Origin of the sequence: Reinekea blandensis MED297, from assembly GCF_000153185.1 — a bacterium.
Classification (GTDB): Bacteria; Pseudomonadota; Gammaproteobacteria; order Pseudomonadales; family Natronospirillaceae; genus Reinekea; species Reinekea blandensis.
This window is the reverse complement of record NZ_CH724150.1, coordinates 669732-687876: the sequence shown is the minus strand read 5'-3', so window position 1 is coordinate 687876 and position 18145 is coordinate 669732. Positions and strand designations below refer to the sequence as shown.

Genomic DNA, 18145 nt, shown 5'->3' with positions numbered 1-18145 from the left:
GATCGTCGTCGCTGCACGATGGTTTTAAAAGACAATCCCACCCCAACAGACCCACCCGTGTTCACGGCAGACCCGACAGAACAGAGCCATGCTCAGATTGCCTATGGTGACTACCAACTCACCTCTCTGGCCCCTTTTGAACTGCAAGCCAAGATACTGGGGATTAAAAACTATCGTTTTGGTCGAGAATCAGAGCTTTCCCCGATGGACCTGGCCCTGGGTTGGAACCGTATGGCCGACGATTCGGTACTGGAATCGATTCGGATTCGCCAATCCAACCGTTGGTATTACTGGTCGACAGACCGCTACCCGATTCCACGTCGGGAAATTGAAACCAGCAGCGCCAACATGCACATGATTCCTGCCAGCAAAGCCATTCTTAGCCAGCTGAAGGCACTAAAAGTCGGTCAGAACATACGAATAGAGGGGCGATTGGTTCGTGCGGACGCGGAAGATGGCTGGCACTGGGTCAGTTCATTAACGAGACAGGATACCGGCGATGGCGCCTGTGAGCTGGTATTGCTGACGCAACTAGAGGTTCTTTAACCAAAGCTCACAGGTTTTCAAATGCTTTAGTGTTTTCAGATACGGCAGGCTGAAACCATCCGCTTTGTGCTGCCCGGCCAAACACAAGCGCTGCCACAGAGAAACGGGCAAACCCATCATGGCTTCTTTTAAGGGATACAAAGGTCGTCCGGCAAACGACCGGTGTCCGAGCGCTTTCGCGAGCCGAAAACCCGTGTATGCCGAATCGACGAACAGCTTACGGATATTATCAGACTGATATTCCCGTGCTTTAAGCCGGTGACCGACAGGCGCATCCGGAAAATAACGAATGGTTCTTTTTTGCGCTACGAGTTTACGGTAAATCAGCGTCTCTTCTCCCGCGACTAACCGATCACCACAGCGCCCCAAAGCCGGATCGAAACCACCCATTTGACGGAGCAGAGCCGTCCGAACACAAAAGTTTTTACCAAAAAACTCATGATGAATGTCTGAAATCATCAAAGGATCATCACCATAGTTCAGGTATACAAAAAACGGCAGATACTCCGGACGAAACCAAGCCGGTTTCGGCTGATCCCAAATCACATCAATACGACTGAACAGACAGTCCGGCTCATGTGACTGAATTTCTGATTGATAACGAGACAACCAGGTATCGGTAATCTCTGCATCGTCGTCGGTAAACAACACATACTCGCCGGTAGCTGCGGCAAGCCCGGTGTTTCTGGCGTGGGAAAGCCCCTGTTCAGGCTGAAACAAATGCAGAAACGGGAAGGGAAAGCGGTCAGCAAACTCGTTTAAAACAGCCGCCGTGTGGTCGGATGAATTATTATCCACCACTATCACCTCACACAATGAGGCATCCACATTTTGCATCAATCCGATGAGCGTCTTTTTTAAAGAATCGGCATTGTTATAGGTACAAAGAATGACAGATATCAACACAGCTGAACTCCTTTTCAGACCTTCAGTGTGCCATTGGAAAGTGACAGTTCTGTGTCAGTTAGCTACGCCAGGTCAGCGCCGTCACTATCACTCTTGTTACAGAGACGCATCCTGACATCCGTCAAATAATCCTTCATTTGACGGTAAAGATCAGAACGTCCAATCCAGCCGAAGTTCAACCGCAAATGGATAAAGGCTGTACTCATGCTCTAACCCAGTGTCCATCGCGACTGGCCCCAATGCATTCACCTGAACGGACAACGATTGCGAAGCGTCGTAGGCCACACTGGTATGAAGCAGCGATGAGCCATCGTTCAGGTTGGTGGTAACGCCGGCGGAAAGCTGCGTCAACACATTCACCGGATACTGCCCCTGCAGACTTAAATACCATTGTCCCCAAGGCTGAACCGCACCTAATTGATACCAGCTTTGAGTCAGGTTATTCAGGTAGGATTGATCCTGCCCTAAACCGTTATAGTGCAACTCAGAAAAAACATAGAGGTCATCAAACCAGGTCGCATCCAGACCAACCGTCGATCGGATCCCCTCCTGATCAGGACCATTCAACCAGCTGGTTTCCTGCCACCAGCCGACGGTGCCGACAGCGCCCGTGGTGCCCAACGACAACAGCTGATGATCCCCGTTAATCTCAAGCCCGATCAGCTCCCAATCCATACCAGCCAGGTACGCCTTCAGACGCGCAAAGGCGACCTGATCGTCACCAAACACATAGCCGACGTCCAACTCCGATACCGCGCCAAGCAACCAGGTGCCGCGCAATGCATCAACACCGGGGCGATAAGCATTGTTAACCTCGGTAACCGACGCCGGTTGAACCACATCAACCGGAGAAAAGATTCGGGCCTGCCCGAAGCTGATAGCCTGTCGTCCGAGCACATAATCCCCGAACGGGCTGTACCAACGCAGATTCAATCGATCCAATCGCTGCCGAAACTCAGGGTCGAGATCGGTTGGCAGATCGTCCAGTCGATAATCGGCGCTGTCATTAACGGCATCAGCCTGCCCTGCCTGATCCAGTTCGCTGATCGCCGCCAGACCATAGCGCGTTTCTACATCCAGAGACGAGGTTATCGACGCCCGTACATTCCAGTCGACAGACAGCAACCCGGTCATCTGATAATCCGGTCCGGAAAACTCTGCGGGCAGCGACGCATCTTGAGTGTAGTGCGCACCCGTCACCTGAGCCGATACATCCGTAGTGGTCGACAGCTCAAAGCCCCAGGCCGGCAGCGTCAGTACCGGCAAGAGCATAGGCAGGGCTCGCCAACGTCTAACCATTGCGGGTTTCCTCACGAATCACCTTGCCGTCTTCCACATAAATCAACCGTGAGGCGCGCTCCATGATTTTCGGATCGTGTGTTGAAAACACAAAGGTCATGCCTTCGTTCCGGTTCAGGTCGTGCATCATGTCTAACAGTTCCATGCCTGTTTGCGAGTCGAGGTTTGCCGTAGGCTCGTCAGCCAGGATGATGTCGGGTTGACTGACCATCGCGCGAGCCACAGCAACGCGCTGTTGCTGACCGCCGGACAGCTGCCCGGGTAACCGATCTTCCCGCCCTTCCAAGCCAACTTGCGCCAACATACTCAGTACTCGCTCACGACGTTCAGCAGCGGGAATGCCCTGCAACAACATGATGTACTCACAGTTCTCCGCGGCGCTTAACACGGGAATCAGATTGTAAGCCTGAAAAATAAAACCAATGTGGTCGCGACGAAAGTCGGACAGCTCCTTACCGCTCATTTCAGATATGGGTTTGTCTTTCAGCAGGACTTTGCCGTGGTTTGGAATATCCAACCCACCGATCTGTTGCAGCAAGGTCGATTTACCAGAGCCCGACGGTCCCACAATGGCGGTAAATTCACCTGGATCGATTCGAATATTGACATCATCCAGCGCCTTGACGAGTGTGTCCCCTGCGCCATAAAAGCGACAAAGCTCTCGGGTTTCAATAACCGGTTTCATGGCAATCTCCTATAAACTTTTATGCAGTGCCTGCGCCGGCACGATGCGTGCGGCATGCAACGCGGGGTAAAGGCTGGCTACCATTGTCATCACAAAGACGGAGAACGGTAATTCGGTAAACTGTCCAATGGTGATTTCCGGTCGCAAAACTTCGGCCAGTGCGACACCGGAAATATCCATATTGCCGTAGTCGATGCCAACGGCTCCGGTGATCTCAACAGCAATCGCACCAAGAATCGATCCCAACACCAGGCTGATCAATGCCAGCATCAGCCCTTCGGCCATGATCAACACAAACAGACTACTGCGCCGGGTACCGATGGCCAACACCACGCCGAACTCGTAAGTACGTTCATAAATGGACATAAACATCGCGTTGATCACCCCTAAAATGGCGACCACAAACAGAATGGTGGCAACAATGAGCATGCTGTAATCCATCAGACCAATCATGGTCGCAAGGTCTGGCATCAACGTGGTCCAACCTTCAGCGATCGTTTGCGGACCGGACAGTTCAGACCAGAGCGCTAATGATTCATCGGACGACAGCGACTCGTCGACAAAGTTAAACGCAATTTCATGAACATTCGATCCGATGCCCATCATTTCCTGCGCACTTGCCAGCGGCACAAAGATCAGGGCTTCGTCATAAAACTTCGAGTTCAGCTGAAAAATACCACTGACCCGAAAGAGTCTCTGATCAACGCTGTCGATTTCATAGTTATTGACCGATACAACTAAGCGGTCGCCTAAATCAACTTCAAGCAGTTCGGCTAATGGCCGGCCGATCATAATCTGCTGAGAACGGCCTTGCGAAGACAGGTACTCCCCTTGCACCAAACTCGACTCAAGCTTGGATACCCCGGCTTCCAGTTGCGGATCGATCCCCACCAACTGAACCGCCAGGTTATTTGCCGAACTGGACACCATGGCAAAATCCATCGCGCGCGGACTGTAACTGGCGATCTGCTCAGTCGATTGCAACCGTTGCAGATGCCCATCGACGTCAGATATGACTTTTTCACCGTCTCGTTCAGCGAGATAGTCGACGTGATGAATCTGACCATCGCCGGGATACAAACGGGTCGCCGAACGCACCATGACATCGCTCATCGCTCTCATGTAGCCGTCGGTAAAAATCAAAATAGCCAAGGTCATGCTGATCAATAACAACGTCAACGTGGTTCGGCGCTTATTACGCAAGATGTTGCGTAATGCCAACTTCCAGGTCAGTCCCATTTTACAGACTCCTCATGGCATCAACCGGTACAATTTTGGCTGCACGGCGGGCCGGGAACAGTGAAATCAGCGCGGCCGATCCGATGACGATCAAAGCCGGCTCCATAAAGGTTTTCACATCCCATAAGCCTTTCATGTGCGACATAATGACGCCGGATACTTCCATAGGTTCGGGAAGGACAAAACCAACCGCCGCCAGGTAATAGTTGATTGGCATGGCAACAATCAGGCCCGCCAAACAGGACAGCACCGCCAGCATCAACGTTTCGGTCACGATCAACGTAAACACCCGCCCGGGTGACGTACCAATGGCTTTTAAAACACCGAACTCACCGGTCCGTTCCAACACAGACATCAGCACGGTATTCAACACCCCAATGCACACCAGAAAAATGATGATGTAGTAGGCCACGTAGCCACCTTCCACGTCGGCTTTCATGGTTTCGTAAAACTCTTTGGAGACCACTTTCCAGGTCACGGCTTCCAACTCAGAGTCCCCATCCAGCCAGCTGTTCAGGCGTTGCGACAGCTGGTCGCTGCGTTCGTAGTCAGACGTTAATACCGCCCAATAATGCGCCTGCTCCGGCATGACAAAAAAGGACTGAGCCGCGGCTAAGGGCAAATAGACATTGCGCGCTTCCGCACCTTCGGTAGAGCCCACAACACCGACAACCCGATAAAGGTCATTCGCCATTGACCCATCGGCCCCTTGTGAAATCAGGATCAGTTCGTCCCCCATCTCAAGCGACAACTGACGGGCGACGGCTGCGCCAATCAAAGCTGAGTAATAACCGTCGCTGTCAGGACCGACTTCAAGATACTGTCCGGTCTTTACTTTTTCTTCCAGAAAGGACATCCGCGCTTCTTTTTCGACGTCCACGCCAATCACCTGAACGGGGAAACTTTTGGTTTCACCATAAGCCAGTGCGCTGCTGACGATTCTCGGCGTTGCCCGCTGCACACCGTCAACCTGCATCAGCTGCTGATAAAAATCGGTCGTTTCCGGGACGGACTTATACAACGTCGGTTTATCCTGATAGCCGACCTCGCTGATTTGCGCATGCCCGGTTGAGTCCCGGGTAAAGAAATCAATCACCTGAACGTAGCTGCCATTCTGGACAGAAATCGACAACGTCAAAAGCACATAGCCACCGAACATACTCAGCATGGTCAGGATCGTCCGACGCTTGTTACGCAGAATATTTCGGAAAGCCAATTTGAGCATTAGCATGACGTGCTCTCCTATCGCGAACGACGCAGATTCTGCAACGTGAAGAAGTCTTCATCGATGTCGACGTCGAATGACATCTCCTGATACGTCACCCGGGTCTGATGGCCGGGTTTGTTAAGCGGGTTCAGCTCCATCACCGATGGCAACGTGACACCGTCGAAGGTTTTCACCTCTTTAAACAGCATCTCTCGCATTAAAGTACCGTCTTCATCAAAGTAACGTTGGCTGACGGGCAAGAGCGATTCTGTATCGATGTCGATTTGCATCTGCCCCCAAACAGTCACGGTCTCGGGCTTGGCGTTTAAATCGAGCGTATAAAGGTCTTCGGTTTCACTGAGCGTGACGTCGAACTCTTCCACCCAGGAACCTTCGCGCATTAAATCATCGTTGGTGAAGTCAGATCCCATCCAGCTGCCCATCATCATGGAAGGCGGCACTTTGAGAACCTTGCGAATCTTGGGCAGGTAATTCCACATGTCATCTTCCCGCTTCAGCGTGGCGACGCCCTCTTCTTTTTTGGGCTCCAACACCCGCACCAACGAGTAATCCAGCCCGATGGACCAGGACTCCAACGTCATGGACCGCTCAAAGTCCGGCGTCTGAATGTCCATGGTCATCACGGCATAGGAGTTATCTTGTTGATAGAGGTTGTCGACTTTCTCAAGCAGTTCAACGGCTTCGGGGTCCGACTCCGCCAAGGCCGCCCCCGCAACCAAAGCGGCACTGAGTACACCGGCAAATAACACTTTCGACATCGCTCATCCTCCACTGAAATAATTGGCTAACAGTCAGCCACTAATTTAACAGTGCCGTCGGGCAAACTTAAGCAAAGGCAGGAAGGTCATGACATCTGTCATGATTCCACCCAGGTAAAGTTACTTCAGCAAACCAATGGCAACGATGCCAATGACGACAAGCCCGCCACCAACCAGCTGCAGAGGTTGCAAAAACTGCTGCAAGAACAGGAAACCGAGCCCCAGCGAGGCCACCGGCTCGAAGTTAAGCACCGGAGAATTACGGGACATGTTTAAGCGAGGGGCCAGCACGAAGAGGACCGTCGAAGCGATGCCATACAACAAAGCCAAAGCACCGATGGCCCAGAAACCCGCCGTCGATTCTGGCAAGGTAAACGACCCCGGCAAAATCCCGGTCAGGCCCAGGCCCAGCATTGAGACGAAGACGATCAGCATGGTGTAAAAGCTGCGGACAGAACCCGGAAGCTCCGCCAAATGCATGTTGGTCTGCCACATTGCCGTGCACAGCAGCATCGCTGACAACAATCCGAAACCGATTCCAATCCACCATTGATCATCCAGAACCATCGTTTCTGAAATCATCTGTGGAAGATTCAGCACCAGCGTTAAGCCGATTAAAATTAAGGCCATCATCATCGCCAGCGGCAGCCGAAACACTTCCCGCCCCGTCAACCAACCGAGCACGATGTAATAAACCGGCCAGGTATTCACCAGCAACAGAGCCACAGCAACCGGCACGCGGGCCACAGCGCTATAAAGTGCAAAGCTCTGCCCGGCAATCAGGAACCCCAAAAACCACTGCCGCCACCGCAGCGAGGCCGGTATACGAAAGGAGATTCGGTTGACTCTGGCCAGACTGAACATGATCAAACAGGCCATCAGGCTTCGCGCCAGCAGTGCAACAATTAACCCGGCACCATCATCAAACGCCAGCCGGGCCGCGACGTGATTACCGGCAAACAGCGTTGAAGCAAACATGAGAATCAGGATGGCCAGACCATTGTTAAACGTCATCAGGAAAGCACCGCCAGAGGGATCAGGCGCGTACCGTACGCGGAATCGAAACCCAATGCCATCCTGCTTTTGTGTCAGATGACGCGCACAACTGAGACAAATCAAGATTGTTTAGGTTATCGAGTTCGGGTTATCTTCGCCGCTGGATCTAAAGGAACAGACTGAAAACTATGAAAACATCTTGGCTGCTCAGCCTTTCTGCGATTCTGGCGGGGATTGCCGTTCCACTGTCATTGGCTCCATTTAACTTCTGGCCGTTGATGTTCGTCGGCGTCGGTGGTTTCTTCTATCTGCAGCACATCGCCCGCTCAGCCAAAGAAAGCGCCTGGTTCGGCTGGTTATTCGGCGTCGGCTATTTTGGTCTGGGTGTTTCCTGGATCTACGGCAGTATGCAAACCGTTGATACGCCAATCTGGTTGGCCCTTATTCTGACCGGCGGTTTCTGTTTGCTGATGGCCCTCTTTCATGCCTTTCAGGGCTGGTTTTATGGTCGGTTTTTACGGCAACTGCCTTGGGCACTGCTCCTGGTCGCGCCATTGTGGTGGGTCCTCAATGAGTGGTTCCGCGAATGGTTTCTGACCGGCATGCCGTGGCTTTACGCGGGTTATGCCTTTACTGACCTTCCAATTGGCCAACTCGCGGCCATCGTTGGGATCTACGGTCTCAGTCTGATTTTGGCCGTCAGTTCGGCATTGGGTTTGTCGGCGTTTTTACAGATCCGCTCTGGCGATCGCCGCAAAGCGCTGGGCCAGGTTGTGGCTGTGGTTCTGCTGCTCGTTGGCTCTGTCACGGTCGGCATTCTGCGACCGGCCAGTAGCTGGGTCGACAGCGCCGGCGTTCTTGAAGTCGCCGCCGTGCAGAGCAACATTGATCAGCGCGTGAAATGGTCAGCCGCACAACAGCGCCCGACGCTTGAGTTCTATGGCGATTCCATTACCAGGATGAAAAACGTCGATCTGGTCTTGTGGCCGGAAGCTGCCATGACCCGACTACCCGATAAAATCCCCTACTTCTTATCGCAAATCGATACACTTGGGAAAAACCGGGATCAGGCCATTATTACCGGCACCCTGACGCAGGAAGACGGCCGCTACTTTAATGCCATGCGCGGTTACGGTCAGGCCAGCGGCGAGTATCGCAAACAGCACCTAGTGCCGTTTGGCGAATACGTGCCCCTTGAGAACTGGCTGCGCGGCCTGATTGCGTTTTTTGATCTGCCCATGTCGACGATGATTCCCGCCGGTGAGCCTCAGGCCCCCATTCCCTTCGAAGTGGCCGGCCAACCCTATTTTGCCGCCCCGGTCATTTGCTATGAAGCCGCATACCCGGGGCTGGTCCGGCAACTGGCCCGCGATGCGGGGTTGATTACCGTTGTCAGTAACGATGCCTGGTTTGGCGATTCGCTGGGGCCTCATCAACACTTGCAGATCACCCAAATGCGGGCCATCGAAAACGGCCGCCCTATTCTCCGGGCGACCCAAAACGGCATTTCCGCCCTCATTGATGCCAATGGCCGCATTGTTCAGCGTACCGACCAGTTTGTGTCCGCCGAGCTGATTGGCGAGATGACACTCAGCCAGAATCGGACCCCGTTTCAGACATTGCCACGAGCGTTGGTCATCTGGCTCAGTGGCGGGGCGCTGCTCATACTGTTCATTCTGAACTGGCGGAAAAACAGCGTTAGATCAACATAACCTGTTGGTTTTGTTACAAAAATACGTCTTCTTCGGCTTTTTTCACCCTGAATAAGCTGACCTTATTCCTCAGAATGGGTACACTCGGTGCCCATTACAACTTTCGTACTGAGTCTGTGCGCCCCAGTGGGTCAGCACCGGCCGGATACGGACTAAAAAGGAAATCCGCGGAGTAAACAGCTCACGACGGGTTCAACAAAAACCACCTTGGGCACAGTCGGCAGATCGCCGGTCTGTGTGACTTGCAAGTGGAGAGTCAAAAAAAATGTCATCTATGATCGAGGTCAGGAACGTCGAGAAGGCGTTCGGCCGCCTGAAAGTCATCAATGACTGCTGTTTTAACATCGAAAAAGGCTCCATTACGGGCATGATCGGCCCCAATGGCGCTGGTAAATCCACCATTTTTAATATCATTGCGGGGACTTTCCCGCTCGATTCCGGAAGCATCATTCTGGATGGTGAAGATGTGACAAACCTGGCAGCCAACCAGCTTTTTGATAAAGGTCTGCTACGAACCTTTCAAATTGCACACGAATTTTCCCACATGACGGCACTGGAAAACCTGATGATGGTCCCTTCTCATCAGGCCGGTGAAAGCCTGTTTAACACCTGGTTCAAACCCGGTGCAATCCGTGAACAGGAAGCCGCCAACCGAACCAAAGCCCTGGAAGTCATCAACTATATCGGTCTTGACCATGTTAAGAACGAACTGGCCGGCAACCTGTCTGGCGGTCAGAAAAAGCTGCTGGAACTCGGCCGAACCATGATGACCGACGCTAAAGTCGTGCTGCTTGATGAAGTCGCCGCCGGGGTCAACCGAACGCTTCTGAAAGATCTGACCGACAACATCCTGCGCATGAACCGCGATCTGGGTGTGACCTTTCTGGTCATCGAACACGACATGGACATGATCGCGAAACTGTGCGATCCGGTCATCGTATTGGCGCAAGGCAGTGTCATGGTCGAAGGGCAGATCGAAGACATTCAGAATAACCCTAAAGTGATTGAAGCTTATTTCGGCAGCGATGTCGCCTGATCGGTTGGAGTTTTCATGGCCATTCTAGAAACAAAAAACATCCATGCCGGCTATGGCGGTATGAACATTCTCAACGGCATCAACATGTCGATCGACTCTGGCGAAATCGGTGTCATTGTCGGGGCGAACGGTGCGGGTAAGTCGACGTCCCTGAAAGCCATTTTCGGACTGCTGCACATCAGTGAGGGCTCGATTGAGCTCAATGGTGAAGACATCACCAATGCCGATCCGAACACCCTGGTCAAACACGGCATGGCGTTTGTTCCACAGGAAAAAAACGTCTTTGTCTCCCTGACCGTGGAAGAAAACCTGGAAATGGGCGCCTTTCTGCGCAAAGACAGCTACAAAGGCACGCTGGAAGCGGTCTACCACTACTTCCCGGACCTCAAAGACAAGCGCTACCAGCCCGCTGGCGAACTCTCCGGTGGTCAACGTCAGATGGTCGCGATGGGTCGCGCACTGATGATCGAACCCAAAGTACTGCTGCTGGACGAACCTACCGCTGGCTTGTCGCCACTGTACATGAACGAGATTTTTGACCGGGTGGTCGCGGTTAACCGCGAAGGAGTCGGCATTCTGATGGTCGAACAAAACGCGAAACAGGCGCTGAATATTGCCCATAAAGGCTTTGTTCTGGCGGCCGGTCGCAATCGTTTTACAGACACCGGTGAAAACCTGCTCAACGATCCGGAAGTCGCTAAAAGCTTCCTCGGCGGCTAACGGACAGGAGAATTACAACGTGAACGAATTCATTTTTCTATTTAACTCAGTGGTGATCTCCGGTGCGGTCATCGGCGCCATCTACGCGATGGGCGCCATCGGGGTGACGCTGATTTTCAGCATCCTGCGGTTTGCGCACTTTGCGCACGCCGACCTGATGACCACCGGTGCCTTTGTCACCTTCTTTCTAACTGTGATGTTTCCCGGAGTCGGTCCGGCGGTCGGGTTACCCACGGCGTTTGTCATGCTGCCGATTGCGATGGTATTGACCAGCCTGATTGCCGTCGGCATCGACAAAGCGTTTTACAAGCCACTGCGCGAACACAACGTGAAGCCGATTGTCTTGGTGATGGCCTCGCTGGGTGTGACCTTTATGCTGCAGGGGCTGGTGCGTTTGTTCGCCGGGACTGGCTCCCGTAACCTGTTCGTGGATGACCGCAAAGAGATCTTCCGCATCGACCTGCCCTGGGAACTGGCGTCACGCAAAATTGTGATTACCGAACCTCAGTTGCTGTTGTTCCTGTTTACCATTATTGCGGTGGTCTCCCTGCACTACTTCCTGACGCGCTCCCGTTTGGGTAAAGCCATGCGTGCGATGTCGGACAATGCCGATCTGGCCCGAGTTTCTGGCATTAACGTGAATGTGGTTGTTATTGTCACCTGGGTGATTGCCGGCAGCCTGTGTGCTGCGGCCGGTACGCTGCTGTCACTCGATGTTGCCCTGAAACCCGACCTGAGTTTTAACCTGCTGCTGCCTATTTTCGCGGCGGCCATTGTCGGCGGTGTCGGTCACGTGTACGGCGCGGTGCTGGGTGGCTTTGTGGTTGGTTTTGCCGAATCGCTGGCCGTGTTCAACTGGGCGGTGGTGTTGAGACCGCTTGCACGAGCGATGGAATGGGACCTGCCCCGCAGCATGGCGCTGGTGCCGACAGAATATAAGATTACGGTTCCGTTCTTTATTCTGATTGCCATTCTGGTGCTTCGTCCAACCGGTATTCTGAAAGGGAAGGTGATCTGATGCTGGCTGACTACAAACGCGAAATCATTCTCTTTTCTGGCTTATTTGCTTTAATCCTGCTGGTCATGTCGTTCATGGGCATGGCGTACTCAACCCGTATGCTGGTTGAAGCGTCCTGTTATGCCATTATTGCCCTCGGCCTGACCATTCAATGGGGATACGCTGGCCTGTTCAATGCCGGCATCATGGGCTTCCTGGCCATTGGTGCCTTTTTAACCATGCTGTTCAGCTACCCGGTGAATGAAGACTTCTGGGGCTCGGGCCTGGCATCGGACTTGGGCAGCGTGTTCCTGAAGCTGCTCATCGGCATTGTGCTGATTGTCGGCTCTATGCAGTTGGGTCGGTTTGGCGTGCGTCAGAATGTGCGACGCCTGATCACGTTGATCCTCATCGCCATCACCTACATTGTGTTTATGAACTCGCTCGATCCGGTGGCTGGCGCCATTGAATCGGAAGTCGGCTTCATTGGTGGCTTTGGCTTGCCAGTCTGGATTGGCTGGGTGTTTGGTGGCCTGGTGGCGGGCGGCATCGCCTACTTCATCGGTCACATCTGCCTTGGCTTGCGCAGTGACTACCTCGCCGTTGCCACGCTGGGTATCGCAGAAATCATAAAAGCGTTCCTGAAGAATGCCGACTGGCTGACGCGCGGTACGCTGACCGTATCGCCACTGCCGTGGCCAACGCCCGGCCCGGCGGAGCTTGGCTTTGTGATGGCTCGTGCGCTGTATCTGTCGTTGACCGCGTTGATGATTGTGGTGATCTTCTTCCTGCTCACCCGCGCATACAACGCCCCTTGGGGCCGTATGCTGCGCGCGATTCGCGACAATGAAACCTCAGCGCTGGCGATGGGTAAAAACGTCAACAAGCGCCGCCTGGAAGTGTTTGTGTTTGGCGCCATCCTGATGGGCATTGGCGGTGCCGTGCTGGGTTCCTTCAACGGTATTTTTGACCCCTCCGGTTATATCCCGCTGAACCACACCTTCCTGATCTGGGTGATGGTGATTCTGGGCGGTGCCGGCAACAACCTGGGTACCTTGTTTGGTGCCGTTTTCGTTTATATTCTGTGGACGATGTCTGAACCGGTCGCCTTGTGGGTGTTCGATGTGATTCGCAACCTGGGTGACGCCTGGTTTGGCTGGGAAGCACCGGGCGATCTGGACAGCCGGGCATTGCAGGCTCGGGTCTTTGTGATTGGACTCACCATTACTTTGGTGCTGCGCTATGCGCCGAAAGGGGTGATACCGGAACGGGTTGCGCATCATCACGAGTGATGTGGACTGTTTGAAATAAGATGTTTTAAAAAGCCAGCGTTTGCTGGCTTTTTTATGTTCCTGACCCTTCCTGATACATCATTAAACAGGCTCAATTGATTTTTTATTCCAAATACTCAGGAGGTTATCGAGTCAAAATGGGCTGAAAGGAGATGTAAATCCTTCTCTTCTATAAGAAAAGCTTTGCCCAATAGAATGCCCTGCGTGATTTCGATTAACTCTTGTAGCTGCGACTAATTACGAATGCAGCGAGTAATTTTTCGAAACCCTATACTTGTTGAATGCTTGGCACAGGCAAGCAATAGACCTATGAAAGCTCCCAAACTCCTGTTGGTGAAACATTAGCGTCTTTCATTCTACCTGTACGGCGCAATTGATTTGCGGCCCACCGCATATCGTATTGCCATTTGTAAAACAGATCGCCGGAGGCTCGAAGCTCAGATTCACGATGCTTCCAGATATGCTTCGCAACATCTATTAAACGGGCGCTTCCACCATGGTCGCTTAGGGCTTCTACGACCCAATCAGGTAAATCCTCTTTGCTAGCCATATTTCCTCACTTAATATCAAAGACTCTGACCCCTTTGGTTTTCCGCACCGGGCTCTTCTGTGATGCATTCGCTCGTGCAATGCACCAGCCCTTAATACCAGTCCATTACTACCATCCGCTTACTCACCTTCAGCTTCAGTATCCTGAAAAATCAAAATCAACGATTCTGACCCCTTTGATTGTGCGGTTGGTTTGAAGCGCAGCGAAAAACCAATCCGACAACATGCACTTGTTAGAATTCTAGTGGCTAGCATCAATACCCACCATACAATCTACATTAGAGAAAGTATTCCCCGACATTGTCTGATTGCCGACATTTAATCCGTCTTTGTCTCCAAAGATAGAAATTCCAATTGGCCTTAAGTCCAAGTGGATTACATCAGCTTCATTGCTAGATTTCTTTATCACTTCAACAAGCAACTCTTTGTTCGCAAAAATTTTGGTACGTTCAGGAGTTTGATCGATTTGCACTTGAGGATGTAGTGACAAGCTCTCTCTAACGATGGGTCGAGTTTTTCCTGATTTATTCTGCGACAATAAATTGATCCATATTTTTAACTTACTACCTTGGCCAATCAATATTGGAATATCACCAGATATTGAAATTGGGACTTTCCCATTTACTAGAGTATTCGAGCAAAAAACTAACGTCTTAAACGGTTTATAGTTCTCAGGTAGGTCGACCATATTTTTCATTCCGATCTTCCTTGTATATGTCGAGTTCGAGGAGCCGTTCTAAAATGCTCTTCAATTGCTTTGAAAACTTTTCTGGCCTCACTAGGAAAAAACCAAATTACGGCAAAATAAATTACAACTGAGAATATGCCCGTTCCGAGTGGAGCTACCCATTCCCATGTTTCATATAGGAATGGCGTATTATCTATGTGGCTAGCAATATATTTGGCTACGAAAGCTACTCCGAAGCCCAATGAAGTTAAGAAAAACCCAATCGAAATGCTCTCTGCATGAGAATTTTTTGACTTCAAACGCAGGTAATCTGCTTCACAAAGTGAAAAATCTTCCTGCATTGAGCTTATGCGAGGCTCAGTCCTTACATTCATATCAAGTTGTAAAGACTCATTCCTAACTTGATTTTCCAAAATTAGGCTCCTTAGTTGCCATGAGCTTTCAAAATTCTAACGTTTACGCCAGTTGTTGGTGGAGCGCAGCGTAACCAATCAACTGCGCGTACTTGTTAACCTTTTCTCTTAGAGTCCCGTTCAATAATTGACGCAGAAAAGTTTTTTCCTTGCTTAAACAGATTGAAGACATACCAAAAATTAAAACCACCAACCGAAGACATAAGGTTTCCTTTAACTTTACCAGATGAAAAATTGAGTTCCATTTGGTTGTCTTCAACGACTTTAGATAGCTCCTCACATGCTTCGGTACTTATCTGCGATAAATATGATCGAATAGGATCAGTGTCTTCATATATCTTAAACGGAACATTTATCCAAAGTTTAGATGATATCTCTGAAACAGCGCGCGTGGCAGAATTTAGACTTTCAAATAACCCTGGTGAGGAGAAAAACACCAATGAGTATTTAGAGGTTAGGCGATGAACATCAATGGACATTGCATTTAATTCACCTCTAATGGAAATGAATTTTCCTGTTTGGTCAGTGTAGTATTCAACCAAGAACTCAGAACGGCCTTCTTCGCAACCATTTGCTATTTCTTTAGATGAGCTAATCAGTCCATCCGAATATATTTTACAATCCGTAGCAAGTTTCGAATACTTAGAAAAAAACTCATCTATTTCACTTGCAGCTTCTAGTTTGATAGCGGCAAACATTTGGTTTTTCCAGTTTGCTTGAGACGACATAAACGCTAGGAAAAATCCAAGTACAGTAACCAAAGTGGATATGATAGCGATCTTGCTAGTTTCACTAAGTTTATCCATCCAAGATAGTAATTCACTGAAGGTGTAAGGTGTAGTTCCGAAAAGCCAATTGGAGCTTTGATACAGAAAGATTGATAAAATAAGGATGCCCAGCAGTTTGCCGAAGAAGAATCGATAGAGATATCCAGCAAGTACAGCAAAATAGAAAAGGCCGATCTTAATTTTGCTCTTAATCACATTTGCATCCTTACAAGGTTAACATTTTCTTATGCCGCTCCCGCGGTTTTTTAAGGTGCGGCATATACAGGGAAGGTTAATCCCCCTATTTGCCACCAACTCAAGTCATAATCAGCTCTTTATTTAACCACGTCAATTTGAATAGCCAAAAAAAACAGCACTTGCGGCTTTTCTAGCAATACTCCTGCGTCTGAAACCCCCTTGGTAGAGCGGCTGCTGATATTTACGCATTTCAGTGCGATACACCTTTATCGACTTTTACCACACATGCGGCAAAATACGGAAATATCCATAAAAAGCCGCATGAAATAACGCTTTTAGGAGTTTTCTATCTTTGACTCGGTATTTAGACCGATTGAAGCCACTTCATAATCAAAGTAACCAACTTATCAACATCTGAATAAAGATGGTCGTGGCCGCTCACGACCTGAAGCTCAACCCGATCCGTTAACAGCGCATGAACCTGTTCGGCGGAGCCTGCGATATCCTGTTCCTGCTGTATTACCAGTACCGGTACTGGGCCCTGAAACAGAGCCTGAAGGAGCACCCGCCCTTCGTCATCCAACCCATTTACCGGAATGCCAATCAATACAATTAATTGGCATTTCAGGGTATGGCTGGTTAATGCTTTGGCGGCTATCAGGGTGCCTATCGATTTAGCTACTACCAGATCGACAGACGTTGAGGGCAAACGGTTTACTTCTGCAAGCGGGTCGGGTGCCAGGTCTGGGTCTTGCCACCACTGATATTCATGCAATTGGCACTCGCCATTCAGCGCTGATGCGAGTTGTTCTGTGAGGTTCTGTGCCCATTTACGGATGCTGGCCGTGCGGCCCGGGAGTAGTAATGCATTCATATGTTGGTCCTTTGCCAGTAAGTCCTTCGCCTGTGCGTCTGATCAGTCTGCTTCAAGCCAGCCGTTCGTAACGGCCTGGGTAATCTGTTTGCTAATCCAACGGTGAACGTCGGGCGCGATGTCTTTGATAAAAGCGTTGTGCTGAACCACTCGGCTCTGGGTAATGCCCTGCTCTCGCCAGGTCTGGCCTTGGCTCGCTATGTTCAGCATGAAGGGAAGCAGTTTATCGAATACCCGAACCCACTGGCTTTCGGGTGTTTCACCCTGTTCGTATTCCTGCCAGAGCTGCAAAATCTCGTCACCCAGCACAGGCGAGCGCTGCCGTAACGATTCCAGATAGGCCCGTTCTTTTTCCGTTTGCTCGGGGGCTCGGTCGTATGCACAGACATCGCCGGCGACGATTTCACAGACGTCATGACACAGGGCCATCTTAAACAGTTTCATCCGGTCGAGGTCTTCGGGCAATTGCCGTTCAACACTCCACAGCGCCATGGCCAGGTGCCAACTGTGTTCGGCGGAGTTTTCATTGCGGGCATCAGTCGTCACATAGGAGCGACGCTTGATCGACTTTAATCGATCGAGTTCATACAGAATTGAAAAGTCTGGGGTCATCAAAACACGCTCCTTTCGTGACAAAACATACCTGCTGCACCTTTCAATTCTCGCTGAGTCTGCGAAGGCTTTTTCACCACAACTATTTGATGGCGACGTACACCGTCGCCGTCGCTTCCCTGTTTTGAAACGGGTTGTAAAATCGAATAATGTGGCTCTCCACGCGAGTAAATACGCTTTCAAGCGTGGCCATAAAATCAGCCGCAGGCGGTTCATTTGACCAAAGTGCAAAAACGCCCTGTTCACGTAACTGTTGTGCCATGGCGTTTAAGGACTCGTACTGATAAAAACTGGCATTAGCGGCATTAAGTAACGCACTCGGAGAATGATCGATATCGAGTAAAATGGCATCAAAAATCCGACCGGGCTGCGCAGGGTCAAAGCCACAGGGTTCCCCTGTCGCCAGCTCAAAAAAACTGCCCTGAACATAGCGCTGACGCGGGTCGGCATTCAACACAGCACCCAGCGGTACCCGTTCTTGTTCATGCCATTCAATCACCGGCTGCAGCAGTTCCACCACCAGCAGGTCACGTACCTTTTCATGCTTCAACGCCGCCACAGCGGTATAACCGAGACCGAGACCACCCACAACCACATCGGCCGGCCGATCATCGAGTGCTTGAGACCAAG

General features: G+C 51.1%; 19 protein-coding genes. 6 read left to right on the top strand and 13 right to left on the bottom strand.

Features of this window, described 5'->3' with window-relative positions; all coding sequences use genetic code 11:
* Positions 1–546, top strand: a 546-nt coding sequence (locus MED297_RS22295) for a hypothetical protein (protein WP_008044076.1), incomplete at its 5' end; no start/stop codon positions are given.
* Here the strand turns inward: MED297_RS22295 and MED297_RS08550 are convergent.
* From MED297_RS08550 to MED297_RS08520, 7 genes are all read right to left on the bottom strand, one after another.
* Complete coding sequence (locus MED297_RS08550; RefSeq protein WP_008044075.1) at positions 532–1452, bottom strand: glycosyltransferase family 2 protein; 921 nt, start codon at positions 1450–1452, stop codon at positions 532–534. The two genes, MED297_RS22295 and MED297_RS08550, sit on opposite strands and share 15 nt — an antisense overlap.
* Before the next feature lie 150 nt (positions 1453–1602).
* On the bottom strand, positions 1603–2751 hold the full coding sequence (locus MED297_RS08545) for a hypothetical protein (protein WP_154650880.1): 1149 nt from the start codon (positions 2749–2751) through the stop codon (positions 1603–1605).
* Positions 2744–3436 carry an ABC transporter ATP-binding protein gene (locus tag MED297_RS08540; RefSeq protein ID WP_008044073.1) on the bottom strand — a complete coding sequence of 231 codons (693 nt, stop codon included), beginning with the start codon at positions 3434–3436 and terminating at the stop codon, positions 2744–2746. Before MED297_RS08540 ends, MED297_RS08545 begins: the two co-directional genes overlap by 8 nt.
* A 9-nt stretch (positions 3437–3445) precedes the next feature.
* Positions 3446–4675, bottom strand: coding sequence for an ABC transporter permease (locus MED297_RS08535; protein ID WP_008044072.1), 1230 nt, complete (start codon positions 4673–4675; stop codon positions 3446–3448).
* A gap of 1 nt (position 4676) precedes the next feature.
* Positions 4677–5906, bottom strand: a complete 1230-nt coding sequence (locus MED297_RS08530) for an ABC transporter permease (RefSeq protein WP_040556764.1) — start codon at positions 5904–5906, stop codon at positions 4677–4679.
* Between the two features lie 11 nt (positions 5907–5917).
* Positions 5918–6661 (bottom strand): outer membrane lipoprotein-sorting protein, encoded by a 744-nt coding sequence (locus MED297_RS08525; protein WP_008044070.1) that lies wholly within the window; start codon positions 6659–6661, stop codon positions 5918–5920.
* A 120-nt stretch (positions 6662–6781) separates the two neighbouring features.
* Positions 6782–7675 (bottom strand): DMT family transporter, encoded by an 894-nt coding sequence (locus MED297_RS08520; RefSeq protein WP_040556762.1) that lies wholly within the window; start codon positions 7673–7675, stop codon positions 6782–6784.
* Positions 7676–7845: 170 nt separating this feature from the next.
* On the opposite strand from MED297_RS08520, the gene lnt reads away from it, so the two are divergent.
* From lnt to MED297_RS08495, 5 genes are all read left to right on the top strand, one after another.
* A complete protein-coding gene (gene lnt, locus MED297_RS08515; protein ID WP_008044068.1) occupies positions 7846–9369 on the top strand; it encodes an apolipoprotein N-acyltransferase in 1524 nt (507 codons plus the stop codon).
* A gap of 265 nt (positions 9370–9634) precedes the next feature.
* Positions 9635–10405, top strand: a complete 771-nt coding sequence (locus MED297_RS08510; protein WP_040556761.1) for an ABC transporter ATP-binding protein — start codon at positions 9635–9637, stop codon at positions 10403–10405.
* A 15-nt stretch (positions 10406–10420) separates the two neighbouring features.
* Positions 10421–11125, top strand: a complete 705-nt coding sequence (locus MED297_RS08505; RefSeq protein ID WP_008044066.1) for an ABC transporter ATP-binding protein — start codon at positions 10421–10423, stop codon at positions 11123–11125.
* A 19-nt stretch (positions 11126–11144) separates the two neighbouring features.
* Positions 11145–12143: a branched-chain amino acid ABC transporter permease gene (locus MED297_RS08500; RefSeq protein WP_008044065.1), complete on the top strand. Its 999-nt coding sequence runs from the start codon at positions 11145–11147 to the stop codon at positions 12141–12143.
* Entirely contained in the window at positions 12143–13414 is a 1272-nt protein-coding gene (locus tag MED297_RS08495; RefSeq protein WP_008044064.1) for a branched-chain amino acid ABC transporter permease, read from the top strand. The genes MED297_RS08500 and MED297_RS08495 overlap by 1 nt, the downstream gene beginning before the upstream one ends.
* A 790-nt stretch (positions 13415–14204) precedes the next feature.
* Here the strand turns inward: MED297_RS08495 and MED297_RS08485 are convergent.
* From MED297_RS08485 to MED297_RS08460, 6 genes are all read right to left on the bottom strand, one after another.
* The gene (locus tag MED297_RS08485) at positions 14205–14660 is read right to left on the bottom strand and encodes a hypothetical protein (protein ID WP_008044063.1); all 456 of its coding nucleotides are present in this window, start codon (positions 14658–14660) and stop codon (positions 14205–14207) included.
* Complete coding sequence (locus MED297_RS08480) at positions 14657–15064, bottom strand: hypothetical protein (RefSeq protein ID WP_154650879.1); 408 nt, start codon at positions 15062–15064, stop codon at positions 14657–14659. Before MED297_RS08480 ends, MED297_RS08485 begins: the two co-directional genes overlap by 4 nt.
* Before the next feature lie 95 nt (positions 15065–15159).
* A complete protein-coding gene (locus MED297_RS08475) occupies positions 15160–16047 on the bottom strand; it encodes a hypothetical protein (RefSeq protein WP_008044062.1) in 888 nt (295 codons plus the stop codon).
* A 346-nt stretch (positions 16048–16393) separates the two neighbouring features.
* The gene (locus MED297_RS08470) at positions 16394–16903 is read right to left on the bottom strand and encodes an alpha/beta family hydrolase (protein ID WP_008044061.1); all 510 of its coding nucleotides are present in this window, start codon (positions 16901–16903) and stop codon (positions 16394–16396) included.
* A gap of 42 nt (positions 16904–16945) precedes the next feature.
* Positions 16946–17515, bottom strand: coding sequence for an HD domain-containing protein (locus MED297_RS08465; protein ID WP_008044060.1), 570 nt, complete (start codon positions 17513–17515; stop codon positions 16946–16948).
* Positions 17516–17597: 82 nt separating this feature from the next.
* On the bottom strand, positions 17598–18145 hold a 548-nt coding region (locus MED297_RS08460; RefSeq protein WP_008044059.1), incomplete at its 5' end, for a polyamine aminopropyltransferase.